The sequence below is a fragment of the Pseudomonas sp. FJ2-5-13 genome, from assembly GCF_029201605.1.
Classification (GTDB): Bacteria; Pseudomonadota; Gammaproteobacteria; order Pseudomonadales; family Pseudomonadaceae; genus Aquipseudomonas; species Aquipseudomonas lactis.
This window is the reverse complement of sequence record NZ_CP104045.1, coordinates 920,565-935,500: the sequence shown is the minus strand read 5'-3', so window position 1 is coordinate 935,500 and position 14,936 is coordinate 920,565. Positions and strand designations below refer to the sequence as shown.

The 14,936-nt window shown below is 61.0% G+C and carries 16 protein-coding genes; 3 read left to right on the top strand and 13 right to left on the bottom strand.

The window, feature by feature from the left end; genetic code table 11:
* Positions 1-100 precede the first annotated feature (100 nt).
* Positions 101-826 carry a peptidoglycan editing factor PgeF gene (gene pgeF, locus N2A98_RS04110; protein WP_275623054.1) on the bottom strand — a complete coding sequence of 242 codons (726 nt, stop codon included), beginning with the start codon at positions 824-826 and terminating at the stop codon, positions 101-103.
* A complete protein-coding gene (gene rluD, locus N2A98_RS04105) occupies positions 823-1,785 on the bottom strand; it encodes a 23S rRNA pseudouridine(1911/1915/1917) synthase RluD (protein WP_003188422.1) in 963 nt (320 codons plus the stop codon). Before rluD ends, pgeF begins: the two co-directional genes overlap by 4 nt.
* Positions 1,786-1,934: 149 nt before the next feature.
* Between rluD and N2A98_RS04100 the strand changes: the two genes are divergently transcribed.
* Together N2A98_RS04100 and N2A98_RS04095 are read left to right on the top strand one after the other, a co-directional pair.
* Entirely contained in the window at positions 1,935-2,960 is a 1,026-nt protein-coding gene (locus N2A98_RS04100) for an outer membrane protein assembly factor BamD (RefSeq protein ID WP_044270805.1), read from the top strand.
* 127 nt (positions 2,961-3,087) lie between these two features.
* Positions 3,088-3,321: a PP0621 family protein gene (locus tag N2A98_RS04095; protein ID WP_032897621.1), complete on the top strand. Its 234-nt coding sequence runs from the start codon at positions 3,088-3,090 to the stop codon at positions 3,319-3,321.
* Here N2A98_RS04095 and thiO read toward each other — a convergent pair.
* Genes thiO through pilV form a run of 5 tightly spaced genes read right to left on the bottom strand, consistent with a single transcriptional unit; the run spans position 3,308 to position 6,618 of the window.
* Positions 3,308-4,417, bottom strand: a complete 1,110-nt coding sequence (gene thiO / locus N2A98_RS04090) for a glycine oxidase ThiO (RefSeq protein ID WP_275623053.1) — start codon at positions 4,415-4,417, stop codon at positions 3,308-3,310. The genes N2A98_RS04095 and thiO overlap by 14 nt on opposite strands.
* Before the next feature lie 59 nt (positions 4,418-4,476).
* A complete protein-coding gene (locus N2A98_RS04085; protein WP_032893632.1) occupies positions 4,477-4,881 on the bottom strand; it encodes a type IV pilin protein in 405 nt (134 codons plus the stop codon).
* An 11-nt stretch (positions 4,882-4,892) separates the two neighbouring features.
* Positions 4,893-5,423: a PilX N-terminal domain-containing pilus assembly protein gene (locus N2A98_RS04080; protein ID WP_275623052.1), complete on the bottom strand. Its 531-nt coding sequence runs from the start codon at positions 5,421-5,423 to the stop codon at positions 4,893-4,895.
* A gap of 5 nt (positions 5,424-5,428) precedes the next feature.
* A complete protein-coding gene (locus tag N2A98_RS04075) occupies positions 5,429-6,136 on the bottom strand; it encodes a prepilin-type N-terminal cleavage/methylation domain-containing protein (protein ID WP_275623051.1) in 708 nt (235 codons plus the stop codon).
* Positions 6,133-6,618, bottom strand: coding sequence for a type IV pilus modification protein PilV (gene pilV, locus N2A98_RS04070; protein WP_044270799.1), 486 nt, complete (start codon positions 6,616-6,618; stop codon positions 6,133-6,135). The genes N2A98_RS04075 and pilV overlap by 4 nt, the downstream gene beginning before the upstream one ends.
* A gap of 196 nt (positions 6,619-6,814) precedes the next feature.
* Between pilV and N2A98_RS04065 the strand changes: the two genes are divergently transcribed.
* Positions 6,815-7,396 (top strand): GspH/FimT family pseudopilin, encoded by a 582-nt coding sequence (locus tag N2A98_RS04065; RefSeq protein ID WP_044270798.1) that lies wholly within the window; start codon positions 6,815-6,817, stop codon positions 7,394-7,396.
* Here N2A98_RS04065 and ispH read toward each other — a convergent pair.
* From ispH to murJ, 6 genes are all read right to left on the bottom strand, one after another.
* Positions 7,350-8,297, bottom strand: a complete 948-nt coding sequence (ispH, locus tag N2A98_RS04060; RefSeq protein ID WP_032893637.1) for a 4-hydroxy-3-methylbut-2-enyl diphosphate reductase — start codon at positions 8,295-8,297, stop codon at positions 7,350-7,352. The two genes, N2A98_RS04065 and ispH, sit on opposite strands and share 47 nt — an antisense overlap.
* Positions 8,298-8,476: 179 nt before the next feature.
* Positions 8,477-8,914 carry a peptidylprolyl isomerase gene (locus N2A98_RS04055; RefSeq protein WP_171905470.1) on the bottom strand — a complete coding sequence of 146 codons (438 nt, stop codon included), beginning with the start codon at positions 8,912-8,914 and terminating at the stop codon, positions 8,477-8,479.
* Positions 8,915-8,921: 7 nt separating this feature from the next.
* The gene (lspA, locus tag N2A98_RS04050; RefSeq protein ID WP_044270796.1) at positions 8,922-9,434 is read right to left on the bottom strand and encodes a signal peptidase II; all 513 of its coding nucleotides are present in this window, start codon (positions 9,432-9,434) and stop codon (positions 8,922-8,924) included.
* Positions 9,427-12,258 carry an isoleucine--tRNA ligase gene (ileS, locus tag N2A98_RS04045; protein WP_044270795.1) on the bottom strand — a complete coding sequence of 944 codons (2,832 nt, stop codon included), beginning with the start codon at positions 12,256-12,258 and terminating at the stop codon, positions 9,427-9,429. Before ileS ends, lspA begins: the two co-directional genes overlap by 8 nt.
* A gap of 14 nt (positions 12,259-12,272) precedes the next feature.
* Positions 12,273-13,211 (bottom strand): bifunctional riboflavin kinase/FAD synthetase, encoded by a 939-nt coding sequence (gene ribF, locus N2A98_RS04040; protein ID WP_003188404.1) that lies wholly within the window; start codon positions 13,209-13,211, stop codon positions 12,273-12,275.
* Positions 13,212-13,330: 119 nt separating this feature from the next.
* Positions 13,331-14,869, bottom strand: a complete 1,539-nt coding sequence (gene murJ, locus N2A98_RS04035; protein ID WP_044270793.1) for a murein biosynthesis integral membrane protein MurJ — start codon at positions 14,867-14,869, stop codon at positions 13,331-13,333.
* Positions 14,870-14,936 lie beyond the last annotated feature (67 nt).

Here is a 14,936-nt window from a genome sequence, read left to right as displayed (position 1 = left end):
ACAAACACATCCTGAATGAAGAAACCTGCCAGATACCCTTATAGATGGGGTGGATTCTGGGCGTTTCAAGCGGCGGACGGTTGATACAGGTCAGGAGAGTCTAGCGTTCAAGCCAGATAAGGGAGGCGAATCGGCCCGTACGCGGGCTGCGGCGATAAGAAAAGAAACGCGGGTCGGTCACAGTGCACAAACCGCCACCATACACAGCGGTGACACCACGCGCGGCCAGGCGCAGGCGCGCCAGTTGGTAGATGTCGGCCATGAACTTGCCAGGGTTGTGGCTGGGAACAAAGGCTTGGGCGGTGGCCGGCAGTTGCTGCATGAATGCCTCACGCACTTCCGGGCCGACCTCAAAGGCTTGTGAGCCAATGGCAGGGCCGAGCCAGACCAGAACGTTTTCAGGGGCGGTATCCAGGCGTTCGAACGCGGCTTCCAGCACACCAGCCGCCAAGCCACGCCAACCGGCATGGGCTGCGGCAACCCGAGTGCCCGCCCGATTACAGAACAGCGCCGGCAGGCAATCGGCGGTCATGGATGTGCAGGCGATGCCAGGGGTGCTGGTCCAACTGCCATCTGCCTCGACAGTACGCCTCGGATCGGCCTCAACCACCTGAGTACCGTGGACTTGGCGCAACCAGGCAGGCTGGATATCGAAGGCGTCACTCAGGCGACGGCGATTTTCAAGGACGGCCTCAAGGCTGTCCTCGACATGATCGCCCAGGTTGAGGCTGTCGAACGGCGCCAGGCTGACGCCGCCCGCGCGGGTGGTGACGCAGGCTTTTACCCGAGCCGGCGCGGGCCAGTCAGGTATCAGCCAGTCACTCATCCGACAAACGCCTCGCGATCCTGCTTGAGCAGCGACAGCAACCAGACCAGATCGTCTGGCAGTGGCGATTCCCAGCTCATGCGCTTACCGCTCGTCGGATGATCCAGTTCCAGGAAGCGTGCATGCAGTGCCTGGCGCGGGAACGTCTTGAGCGACTCAACCATGGTCTGGCTGGCCGCTGGCGGAATACGGAAGCGGCCGCCGTAGGCTGGGTCGCCGACCAACGGAAAGTTGATGTGCGCCATGTGCACGCGAATCTGGTGGGTACGCCCGGTTTCCAGCTTGACCCGCACATGGGTGTGGGAGCGGAAACGCTCCAGCACACGGTAGTGGCTGACGGCTTGCTTGCCGCCCTCCATCACCGCCATACGCTGGCGCTGCTGGCCGTGACGACCAATGGGTGCGTTGATCTTGCCACCGGCCACAACAACGCCGATCACAATGCACTCATAGATGCGGCTGACGCTACGGCTCTGCAATTGCGTAACCAGTTGCGTCTGCGCCTGAATGGTCTTGGCTACCACCATAAGGCCGGTGGTGTCCTTGTCCAGACGGTGCACGATGCCGCAGCGCGGCACATTGATGATGTCCGGCACGTGGTGCAACAGGGCATTGAGCAAGGTGCCATCAGCGTGCCCGGCGGCCGGGTGAACCACCAGGCCTGCGGGTTTGTTGATGACCAGGATGTCGTCGTCTTCATAGACGATATCCAGCTCGATGTCCTGGGCGACCCATTCTCCCTGGGCTTCCTGCTCGGCAGTCAGCTCAAGAATCGCACCGCCATGGACTATGTCTCGCGGGCGGATAACCGCTCCATCCACAGTCAGGCGGCCGTCTTTGATCCAGGCGGAAAGGCGCGAGCGCGAGTGCTCAGCGAATAATTGTGCGGCGACTTGATCGAGGCGTTGGCCGCCCAATTCGGACGGCACCTCTGCGCGAAGTTCAATTTTATCGGACATGCTCAGACTAGGCGTGGCGTAGCCTTTGGTTTCGGCTGCGCGCTTGTGGTTAAATACGGCGTCTTTTGCCCCGAGGCTTTCAACGGGGCGCTCATCATAACAGGACGGCCCCGCCCAAGACAGCGGCCGTCATAGGGACGCAAGCCGCCATGCAAGTGAAACACCTGCTGCTGATCGCCATCCTCGCCATGACTGCTGCTTGCTCGTCAACAAAGGACGTCGTCGACGAAAACCTGAGCGAAGTCGAGCTGTACCAGCAAGCTCAGACAGACTTGGACAATAATAGCTTCACCAGCGCCACAGCGAAGCTGAAGGCATTGGAGTCGCGTTACCCGTTCGGCCGCTATGCCGACCAGGCCCAGCTTGAGCTGATCTACGCCAACTACAAGAACGCCGAGCCGGAAGCTGCCAAGTCCGCTGCCGAGCGTTTCATCCGCCTGCACCCGCAGCACCCGAACGTGGACTACGCCTACTACATGAAGGGCCTGACCTCGTTCGACCAGGACGTTGGCCTGCTGGCGCGCTTCCTGCCGCTGGACATGACCAAGCGCGACCCGGGTGCTGCCCGCGACTCCTATAACGAGTTCGCCCAGCTGACCAGCCGCTATCCCAACAGCCGCTACGCGCCGGACGCCAAGCAGCGCATGATCTACCTGCGCAACCTGCTGGCTTCGTACGAGATCCACGTGGCCCACTACTACCTGACCCGTCAGGCTTATGTGGCCGCCGCCAACCGTGGCCGCTACGTGGTGGAAAACTTCCAGGAAACCCCGTCCGTGGGTGACGGCCTGGCCGTGATGACCGAGGCTTACCAGCGCCTGCACCTGGACACCCTGGCGACGACCAGCCTGGAAACCCTGAAGCTCAACTACCCTGACCACCCGAGCCTGAAAGACGGCCAGTTCGTGCCTCAGGTTGCCGAAGCGGACAACCGTTCGTGGCTGAGCAAGTACACCCTGGGCCTGATCGAGTCCCGTCCACCGCTGCCGCCGGGTGAAACCCGCGCCAACCAGGACGTGATCAAGATGTACCAGGACGCCAAGGACGCCATTCCTTCCGAGCTCAAGCCGCACGACGAGAACGGCGATGTGCTCGAAGAAGAAGAGCCGCAAGCCCTGGGCGATAACCAGGACCGCTCGTGGTTCAGCTACATGACCTTCGGTGTGTTCGACTGATTGTTCGACGCAACGCAAAAAGGGAGCTCTCAAGGAGCTCCCTTTTTTATGAGCGAGTATTTATTGCCCTGTGCGGCCGTGATCACCTTGGCTAAACTGGCGCATTCCTTGTCGAGAAATGCCCATCATGCTTCGTCTACTGTTCTGGATTGCCGTCATTGCCGCCGCGGTATGGTTCTGGCGCAAATTCAAAAACCCTGCCGCCCGTCAGCAACGGCCTGCTGAGCCGGATGCGGCCCTGATGGTGCGTTGCGCCCACTGTGGCGTGCACCTGCCGCAAGACCGCGCACTGAGTTCACGCCAGCAATGGTACTGCACCCAGGCGCACCTGGAACAAGGGCCAAAGTCTATCCAGCGTTGAGGCGACCTGCGGGGGCGTAAGGCGCTGGATCGATGATCGGAGCCCGCGCCAGCAGCAAGTCGGTGAACAACTGGCAAGAGGCCGGTGCGAGTACCAGGCCATTGCGGTAATGCCCGCAATTGAGCCACAACCCCTTGAAGCCAGGGACCTCACCGATAAACGGTATACCTTCGGGTGAGCCAGGCCGCAAACCGGCCCAGTGCCCGACTACCTCGGCGTCCGCCAAGGCGGGAATCAACTCCACCGCAGACGCCTTGAGGCTTTCCAGCGCGGTGTCGGTTGGCGTCTTGTCGAATCCTTCATGCTCCAACGTGCTGCCGATCAGGATGTGCCCATCCCGCCGCGGGATCGCATAGCGCCCCTTGGCCAGGACCATGCTGGATAAAAAGTCGGACGCGCATTTGTACAGGATCATTTGGCCTTTGACCGGCTCCACGGGTAGCGCCAGGCCCAGAGTACCCAGCAACTGCCCGCTCCAGGCGCCGGCCGCAAGCACCACCTGATCTCCCAAAACCAGGCCCGTAGCGGTATTCACACCCACCACCCTGCCGTCGCCGAGCACAAAGCCCAACACATCGCATTGCTCGTAAATCGTCACGTTCGGCAACGCCAGCAACGCCGCCTTCAGTGATTTGACCAGGCGCGGGTTGCGAACATTGGCCACGTCGGCCATGTAGATCGCCTGGGCGTAGCCGCCCCCCAGCACCGGCACGGCGTCATGGGCCGCCGACACGTCCACTTTGCTCAAGGGCCGCCCTTCACGCGCAGCCCAGGCCAGTGCATCCGCCTCGTCATCCAGGTCGAGCCAATACAAACCCGTGGTGTGAACCTCTGGATCGACCCCGGTGGCTGCAAACAGCCGTTGTGCCAGTTGTGGGTAGAAATCCTGGGACCAATGGGCCAAGGCAGTGACCGCCTGGCTATAGCGCCACGGATACAACGGCGAAACAATCCCACCGCCCGCCCAGGAAGACTCCTGCCCGAGCCCACCGCGCTCCAGCAGCGTGACTGCCTGGCCCTCACTGGCGAGGTTGTACGCCGTCAACAGCCCGATTACTCCGCCGCCGACAATCACCACTTGCTGTTGCTTAGCCATCATTTGATCCAGCCGATAAACAGGGAAAGGCGCGCCCGGCGCCCACGCTTCAAGTACGCTCATCCTTGCCCCCAGCAGACCTTGGGCGACATTTCAGGCACCGCTCCCGGGTTGCTGCGCATACCGGTGCTGGTCAAGCTGAAGGCTGCGCACGCGTCGTTCGCCATGACCGAGTCCGCAGCAGGTGTGGCGAGCAGGTCAAAATCCTGGGGGTTCAGGACGACACTGATTCTATAGTGATCATTGCCCGCGCTGACGTCGCCTGCATCAATAAAAGTGCCATTTCTCGTATACGAACGCTCCAGATGCTGGGCCTGTTCGCTCAACAACGCGACGATCTGCGCCCGGTACACCTTTTTTACCTGGCCGAGGTACCCGGGGTACGCAATTCCCGCCAGCAACGCGATGATCGCCACCACGATCAATAACTCCATCAGGGTAAAACCCTGGCTCTCCTTGCCCATCCGATTGCTCCTTATTGAAGTTGCCGCCATAAGACCCGTCGAAACCTGACACGGCCGCCCTCCTCCACCCGTGCATAGACCGTCTCCAGCACCGTGCGCGATTGCCCCGCGAGCCCGACCGAGGTGACACGAAAAAGCGAGGCAGGGGAACGGGGCGGTAAATGAGCCAGCCCTTCACCCTCCCCGAGGGATTGAATGCCATAAAAACCATCCTTCAAGGCGAGCCAGGTGACTGCCGAGGCAGGATTCGTCCCGGCCGCCGTCAACGAAAAAGCCTCAGCGGGCGGCGCACAGCGGGTGATGGAGTGGCAGACAGGCATCGCATGACCAACCTTTTGCACGGCCGATTCCCCCAACCTCAGGCCGCTTTCGGCAGTTTGAAACGATTGATTGCGATGCCACAGGCTGCTCGCGACTTTTTGCTGGGAGACCGCAGCCTGTATCGAGGACAGCCCCACCTGCGACAGCACCAACAGGAACACCAGACTGATCAGCAGCACCATCCCGGTCTGCCGCACACGAATGCTACCCTGCATGGTCATTGCCCCTACCCCAGCCGGTTCCGCAGTGCCGCCACGACGCTGTAGGTCTGGTCCTTCACCCGCCCGGCGGGGTCTTGAAGGGTCATGAGAATACGCACGCTACGTATCAGCGACTCATCGGTCGGATGGCTGTCATATCGCACCACGACCGTTGATGCCGAGGTGGCCGCCATGCCGAAGCTGACGTCGAATGCCCGCACGTTATCCATCAATACCGCCCTGGCGGGTGCTGTCGGAGTACTGATCTTCAACTGGCCCGATTCGTAGGTGTAGGTAAGTTGACGTATACCAAAGCGAAGCTGGCCGGGTTCGACAACAGGTGGTGTGCCGGCATAAGCCCTGGCCGCCTCCTTGCAGTCGGACAACACTGTCCAGTCAGGCTTGCCGATGCCATCGCCGACATTCGCGGTCACCAGCGTCAGCGACTTCGCACTCCCCGCCGCTTCCCAGCTTATCGGCCGATCAAAGGCAGCCGGAGCATTATCGATAGCGGCCACGGCCAAACACCCCAGCATGCCTGCCTGGCGAATATCCTGGGTGATCTTGCTCAACACAAACCGCGCATCATCCTGCAGCAGCATGGCGGCCTGCTGGCTGGCATGGGTCAACCGCGCACTGATCAGTATCTGGCTTGCCCCCAGTATCAAAACCAACCCGAGGGCGAGCGCCAGCAAGACTTCCACCAGGCTGAAACCTCGCGCAAGACGCTTCATTGCGACACTCCTTGTTCATTACTGATGTGACTGGTCAGGGTGAAGGTTTCCCGCGCCCCTGGCCGGTTTGCTGCCCGGGCATCCGCCCAACTGATGCTGATGGTGACCTCGTGCCCGTTCACCACCACTGAACCTTTGGCATCCTCGCCGGCAAAACCGATGATATTGGCCTCGAAATCGTGCAGGTCCAGGTCACGCACACTGGCGGTGGCAGTGTTGGGTGGCGCCCGCTCCGCCCTGGCCCATGTGTAATCAGCGCCAGCATTGGTGCGAATACGGTCGAGCATGTCGTAGGCAATAAAACTGGCCTGGCTGGTCATCCTGGCGCTGTTGGTGTACTTGAGCGCGTTGAGTTGCAGCACCGCAGCGCCCATCAGGCCGATCGCCAAAATCAACAGCGCTACCAGCACTTCGACCAGCGTCATGCCGGACTGGCGCGAGTGCGCAAGGCGCAGGAAAAATCGGTTCGGGCAGGCTGGCATTTGCGTCGTCATCCATGTCGAAGGCCGGTGAAAAAAGCAGGCAAAGCCTGCTGTGCGACCCAAGACTAGCGTCGGTTTTCGAGCCGCGCTGCTCCCGGAACAAAGGGAAATACTTTGGACATAAAGGCCATCATCCAGGGCCAAGGACCAAGCGCTATACCTAGAAAACCCACTCGTGCCCAAGGAGGGAACGCACATGAAACAACGAGGATTCACCCTGATTGAAATGCTGCTGGGGCTGATCGTCACCAGTTTTCTCGCACAACTGGCCGTACCTGGTTTCAAGGGTTTACTTGAATCACAGCAACGACAAAACGTTGCCCAATCACTTGCCTCCGGGCTGCGCTACGCACGTACCGAGGCCATCGCGCGCAACCGGGCGGTGGTGATTCATGCAAAGAGTGAGGACTGGAGCCTGGGATGGCGCGTGATACTGGATGTGAGTGGGCGCGGCCACCTGGATGACGACAATCCAGTATTGCTGGAGCGTGAGGGCAGTGGGCGCGTGCCGGTCGCCGGTAATGGCCCGGTGACGAGCCAAGTGCGCTTCAGCGGCCTGGGGGAGCCGGTGTTCGCCGGCGGGGGATTTCGTGCCGGCACCGTGCATGTGTGTGACAAGGCCCATGCACAGAGCCTGTATCAGATCGTGCTGGCCCCCAGCGGGCGCGTCAGCCTGCGCAGTGACAAGACCGAACAGGCATTATGCCGAGGTTATTCCAGCACCCTGGCCGTCAGAGCAGCGAGCGGACCCGCAGCTCCTTGGGCATCGAGAACGTGATGTTTTCTTCACGACCCGCCAGCTCATCGGCGCCGGTGGCACCCCAGGCCTGCAACTGTTGGATCACGCCGCGCACCAGCACTTCCGGAGCGGAGGCACCCGCCGTGATGCCGATACGCTCGACACCGTCGAACCAGCTGCGCTGCATGTCTTCGGCACCGTCGATCAGGTATGCCGGTGTGGCCATGCGTTCGGCCAGTTCGCGCAAGCGGTTGGAGTTGGAACTGTTAGGGCTGCCGACCACCAGTACCACATCGCATTCATTCGCCAGCTGCTTGACCGCATCCTGGCGGTTTTGCGTGGCGTAGCAGATGTCATCCTTGCGGGGGCCGCCAATGGCCGGGAATCGCGTGCGCAGGGCGTCGATGACGCGGCTGGTATCGTCCATGGACAAGGTAGTCTGGGTGACGAAAGCCAGGCGGTCGGGATTGTGCACCTGCAAGTTGGCAACGTCTTTTTCGTCTTCCACCAGGTAGATGGCGCCGCCGTTGCTTGCGTCGTACTGGCCCATGGTGCCTTCGACTTCCGGGTGACCGGCATGGCCGATCAGGATGCATTCGCGGCCGTCGCGGCTATAGCGCGCTACCTCGATGTGCACCTTGGTCACCAGCGGGCAGGTGGCATCGAACACTTTAAGGCCACGGCCGGCCGCTTCGGTACGCACGGCCTGGGACACGCCATGGGCACTGAAGATGACGATAACGTCGTCGGGGACCTGGTCGAGTTCTTCGACAAAGATCGCACCGCGTGCGCGCAGGTCTTCGACCACGAACTTGTTATGGACGACTTCGTGGCGCACATAAATCGGCGGCCCGAAGACTTCCAAGGCGCGGTTGACGATTTCGATCGCCCGGTCCACGCCAGCGCAGAAGCCACGGGGGTTGGCGAGTTTGATTTGCATGCTGTGCCTCGTGCCTTGCAGCCACTTGGGTCAGGTTTGACGCTGACCGTATGAGCAATGGGATCAAAGGTGGGAGCGGGCTTGCTCGCGAATGCGGTGGGTCAGCCTAATAACTCGGTGGCTGACACTGCGCATTCGCGAGCAAGCCCGCTCCCACATTTTAGACCGTGTACGGTCAGTTACAGCGCTTTGACGCCGATAATCTCGACGTCAAAGGTCAGCGTCTTGCCAGCCAACGGATGGTTGAAGTCGATGGTCACTTGCGCATCATCGAACGCTTTAACCACTCCGGGCAATTCGGTATTGGCCGCATCATTGAAGATCACCAGCAAGCCTTCCGACAGGTCCATGCCTTCGAACTGCGAACGCGGGATGATCTGCACGTTTTGCGGGTTGGGCTGGCCGAAGGCGTTTTCCGGCAGGATCTGCAGGTTGCGCTTGTCGCCCGCCTTGAACCCGAACAATGCCGCTTCAAAACCAGGCAGCAGGTTACCGTCGCCAACCTTGAAGGTCGCCGGGGCCTTATCGAAAGTGCTGTCTACCGTGTCGCCATTCTCCAGGCGCAATGCGAAATGCAAAGTGACTTCCGTGTTCTGGCCGATGCGTTGCTCAGCCAATACCTGATCAGTCATTGACGGTTTCTCCGGTTTTCTTGCTCTTGAACATATCCAGCGCCAGCATGATTGCACCAACGGTGATGGCGCTGTCGGCAAAGTTGAACGCCGGGAAGTAGTAGCGGTTCTGCCAATGCACCAGGATGAAGTCGATCACATGGCCCAGGGCGATGCGGTCATACAGGTTTCCCAGCGCGCCGCCCAACACCAGGGCCAGCGCGATGGCCAGCCAGGTGTCGTCGCGGCCCAGGCGCTTTAGCCACACCACCAGCACGGCACTGACCACCACGGCGATCACCGCGAACAGCCAACGCTGCCAGCCACCGCCGTCAGCCAGGAAGCTGAAAGCGGCGCCGGTGTTGTAGGCCAGGGTCCAGCTGAAGTAATCCGGGATCACCACGATTTGCTGGAACATTTCCAGGGAGCCCTCGAAGTGAGCCTTGCTGACCTGGTCGATGACCAGCACCAGCAGGCTCAGTACGAGCCAGCCCAGACGTCCGAAACGACTGGCTGCATTAGGCATAGTGGCGAACCTCGCCTTCACCGCTGATGTTGTCGACACAACGACCACAGATTTCAGGGTGCTCAGGGTTCACACCCACATCTTCACGGCAGTGCCAACAACGGGCGCATTTAGGGAAGGCCGACTTCACCACTTTGAGCTTCAGGCCCGGCACCTCAGTGACCACGGCATCTGCCGGGGCCTGGGCGAAAGGTGCCAGGCTCGCGGTGGAGGTGATCAGCACGAAGCGCAGTTCGTTGCTCAGCTTGGCCAGGTCGGCGGTCAGGCCATCTTCGGCAAACAGAGTGACTTCGGCTTGCAGGTTGCCACCCACGGCCTTGGCCGCACGTTGGACTTCCAGTTCCTTGTTCACTGCAACCTTGACGGCCATGACGCCTGCCCAGTACTCGCGGCCCAGTTCGAAGTCGGCCGGCAGTTCGGTCAAGCCTTCGTACCAGGTGTTGAGCATAACGGACTCGTTACGCTCGCCCGGCAGGTATTCCCACAGCTCGTCGGCGGTGAACGCCAGGATCGGCGCGATCCAGCGCACCAGCGCTTCGCTGATGTGGTACAGCGCGGTCTGCGCCGAACGGCGCGCCTTGCTGTTGGCGCCGGTGGTGTACTGGCGGTCCTTGATGATGTCGAGGTAGAAACCGCCCAGCTCCTGCACGCAGAAGTTGTGGATCTTGGAGTAGACGTTCCAGAAGCGGTATTCGCCGTAGTGCTCTTGCAGCTCACGCTGCAGCAACAGGGTACGGTCCACGGCCCAACGGTCCAGGGCGAGCATGTCCTCGGCCGGCAGCAGGTCGGTGGCCGGGTTGAAACCGGTCAGGTTCGACAGCAGGAAGCGCGCGGTATTGCGGATACGGCGGTAGGCATCGGCGCTGCGGGCCAGGATCTGGTCCGACACGGCGATTTCACCCGAGTAATCGGTGGAGGCCACCCACAGACGCATGATGTCGGCGCCCAAGGTGTCGTTGATCTTTTTCGGTTCGATCACGTTCTTCAGCGACTTGGACATCTTGCGGCCCGTCTCGTCGACGGTGAAACCGTGAGTCAGCAGCTCGCGGTACGGCGCGTGATTGTCGATAGCGCAACCGGTCAGCAATGACGAGTGGAACCAGCCACGGTGTTGGTCCGAACCTTCCAGGTACAGGTCGGCGCGCGGGCCGGTCTCGTGACCCATCGGGTGCGAGCCACGCAGCACGTGCCAGTGAGTGGTGCCCGAATCGAACCACACGTCGAGGGTGTCGCTGATCTTGTCGTACAGCGGCGCTTCGTCGCCCAGCAGCTCGGCGGCGTCCAGTTTGAACCAGGCTTCGATGCCTTCCTGCTCGACACGCTGGGCCACGACTTCCATCAACTCGACGGTGCGCGGGTGCAGTTCACCGCTTTCCTTGTTCAGGAAGAACGGGATCGGAACGCCCCAGTTACGTTGGCGGGAGATGCACCAGTCCGGACGGTTGGCGATCATCGAGTGCAGGCGCGCCTGGCCCCACGCCGGGACGAACGTGGTGTCTTCGATGGCTTTGAGCGAACGTACACGCAGGGTGTCGCCGCTGGTCGGCTCTTTGTCCATGCCGATAAACCACTGCGCCGTAGCGCGGTAGATCAGCGGGGTCTTATGACGCCAGCAATGCATGTAGCTGTGCTGGATGGTGGCGGTTTGCATCAGCGCACCGACTTCACGCAGCTTTTCGATGATCGGTTGGTCGGCCTTGAAGATGAACTGGCCACCGAAGAACTCAAGCGAAGGCACGTATACGCCGTTGCTCTGCACCGGGTTGATGATGTCATCGTTGACCATGCCGTACTTCTTGCAGATCACGAAGTCGTCCACGCCATAGGCAGGCGAGCAGTGAACAATGCCAGTACCCGAACCCAGCTCGACGTAGTCAGCCAGGTACACCGGCGACAGACGGTCATAGAACGGGTGACGGAAGTTGATCAGCTCCAGCGCAGAACCGGTGGTGGTGGCGATTACCGAACCTTGCAGCTCGTAACGCGCCAGGCACGACTCGACCATTTCCTCGGCCAGCACCAGCAGGCGATCACCAACGTCCACCAGGGCGTAGGTGAATTCCGGGTGCACGTTCAGCGCCTGGTTGGCCGGGATGGTCCACGGGGTGGTGGTCCAGATCACGATGGCGGCCGGCTTGGCCAGGCTTGCCAGGCCGAACGCCTCGGCCAGCTTGGCGTCGTCGGCGACCGGGAAGGCCACGTCGATGGTCGAGGACTTCTTGTCTTCGTACTCCACTTCCGCTTCGGCCAGGGCCGAACCGCAGTCGAAGCACCAGTTCACGGGCTTGAGGCCCTTGAACACGAAACCGCCCTTGACGATTTCGGCCAAGGCGCGGATTTCACCGGCCTCGTTCTTGAAACTCATGGTTTTGTAGGGGTTGTCCCACTCGCCCAGCACACCCAGGCGAATGAACTCGGACTTCTGCCCTTCGATCTGTTCGGCGGCGTAGGCACGGCACAGTTCGCGGGTCTTGTCCGCGCCCAGGTTCTTGCCGTAAGTCACTTCGACTTTGTGTTCGATCGGCAGGCCGTGGCAGTCCCAACCTGGGACATACGGCGCGTCGAAGCCCGACAGGGTCTTGGAGCGCAGGATCATGTCCTTGAGAATCTTGTTCAGCGCATGACCGATGTGAATCGTGCCGTTGGCATAAGGAGGGCCGTCGTGCAGGACGAATTTCGGACGATCCTTGCCAATTTCGCGCAACTTTCCGTACAGGCCAATACTGTCCCAGCGCTGCAGGATCTGCGGTTCGCGCTGTGGCAGGCCGGCCTTCATTGGGAAGGCGGTGTCCGGAAGGTTTAGCGTGGCTTTATAGTCGGTCATTTAAGGCTCTTCGGTTAGCGATGGGCGCTAGGTGCGGCTAGTGCACGGGCGGCGGCGACATCCGCATTGATCGCCGTTTTCAACGCCTCAAGGGAGGCGAAACGCTGCTCTTCACGCAGCTTCTGGTGGAAAACCACCGTCAAACGCCGGTCGTATAAATCACCGGCAAAATCCAAAAGGTGAACTTCCAGGTGGGCCTTGCCATCACCTGCAACCGTGGGCCTGACGCCTATATTGGCGACTCCTGGCCACGATTGGCCGTCGATGTCGACGCTCACCAGGTAAACCCCGGTCAACGGCACACGACGGCGCTTGAGTTGCACGTTGGCGGTTGGCGTGCCCAGTTGGCGCGCCAGCTTCTGGCCGTGCAATACCCGCCCGGCAATGCGGAACGGGCGACCGAGCAAACGCTCGGCCAGGTCGAAGTCGGCGGCGGCCAGGGCGTTACGCACCTGGGTGCTGCTCACGCGCAAGCCGTCCAGTTCGACGGTTTGCGCGGCTTCGACAGTGAAACCCTGATTGACGCCGGCATGTTGCAGAAAATCGAAATCCCCGACCCGGTCACAACCGAAATGGAAGTCATCGCCGACCTCCAGGTGCTGCACACCCAAGCCGTCCACCAGGATGCGGTCGACGAACTCGGCGGCGCTGAGGCTGCGCAAACGCTGGTTGAATGCCAGGCAGAGGACACGGTCCACGCCCTCCTCCGCCAACAGCTGCAGCTTGTCCCGCAAGCGCGCCAAGCGGGCCGGCGCCGTTTCCGGGGTAAAGAACTCCCGCGGTTGCGGCTCAAAAATCACCACGCAGCTGGGCACGCCCAACTCGACCGCACGCTCGCGCAGCCGAGCCAGGATAGCCTGGTGGCCACGGTGAACACCGTCAAAGTTGCCAATAGTGGCGACGCAGCCCCGATGCTCGGGGCGCAGGTTGTGGAGACCTCGAACCAGCTGCATAACGCGCTTCTTGCTCATAAAGTGGTCGATTATAACCACACCCAGCCCCGGACGACAGGCAACAGCGCAGGCCAAATGGGTCGAATCGATAAAACAACCGTTTTATCGCGGCAAAGTCTCTATCCCAGCGACTTGCGATTGAAGTCACGCAGGCGGAAACCCTGCAATAGCAACATCCCGAAGTACACCGCCACGCCCGCGACCACCAATACACCCAGGCGCATGAAGCGCTCCAGCATATTGCCTTGGCCCCAGGCCGGCATGATGTGCATCAGGCCAAACAGCACAACCGACATCGCGGCAACCGCCACCAGCAGCTTGAGCGCAAACACGCCCCAGCCTGGCTGCGGTTGGTACATCTGTTGTTTACGCAATTGGTAAAACAGCAGGCCTGCGTTTATGCACGCACCCGCGCTGATCGCCAAGGCCAGGCCGGCGTGGGCCAGCGGGCCGATAAACACCAGGTTGAGCAATTGCGTAACGACCAGGGTGAAAATCGCGATTTTCACCGGGGTGCGGATGTTCTGCTGAGCGTAGAAGCCCGGCGCCAGCACTTTGATCACAATAATGCCGAGCAGGCCGACAGAGTAGGCGACCAGCGCATGCTGGGTCATCAATGCGTCATGGGCGTCGAACTGCCCATATTGAAACAGCGAGACCGTCAACGGTTCGGCGAGGATGCCCAGGGCCAGGGCGCACGGCAGCACCAGCAAAAAGCACAGGCGCAGGCCCCAATCGAGGATGCGTGAGTATTCCTGGCGATCCTTGCTGGCGTAGGTACGCGCCAGGGTCGGCAGCAGGATCGTGCCCAACGCCACGCCCAGCACACCGGATGGCAATTCCATCAGACGGTCGGCGTAGTACATCCACGACACCGAGCCGGACACCAGCAACGAGGCGAACGCGGTGTTGATGATCAGAGAGATCTGACTGACCGACACCCCGAGGATCGCCGGCAGCATGTTGCGCATGACGCGCCACACGCCAGTGTCTTTGAGGTTCAGGCGCGGCAGTACGAGCATGCCGATTTTTTTCAGGTGGGGCAGTTGATACAGCAACTGTGCCAGGCCGCCGGCCAGCACCGCCCAGCCCAGGGCCATGACGGGCGGGTCGAAGTACGGTGTGAGGAACAGCGCAAAAATAATCATGCTGACGTTCAGCAAGGTCGGCACGAACGCCGGCACCGAGAACCGGTTCCAGGTATTGAGGATCGCACCGGCCAGGGACGACAGGGAGATCAGCAATATATAAGGAAAGGTCACGCGCAGCAGATCAGTGGTCAGTGCGAATTTTTCCGGGGTATTGGCAAAGCCGGGGGCGGTGGCCCAGATCACCCAGGGCGCGGCGAGCATGCCGACGATGGTTACCAGCATCAGCACCAGCGTCAGCAAACCCGAGACGTAGGCGATGAACGTACGAGTCGCCTCCTCGCCATGCTGGGTCTTGTATTCGGCCAGGATCGGCACGAACGCCTGGGAAAATGCGCCTTCGGCGAAGATCCGCCGCAACAGGTTGGGCAGTTTAAAGGCAATAAAGAACGCATCCGTGGCCATGCTGGCGCCAAAGATGCGGGCCAGCAGGGTGTCACGCACGAACCCCAAAACCCGGGAAATCATCGTGATAGAGCTGACGGCAGCCAACGATTTGAGCAGATTCATTGAAAGAGTTTGCGCCTATAGATAAAGAGCAGGCGAACTACGCGCCCACTTATGCGATACTGCGCGC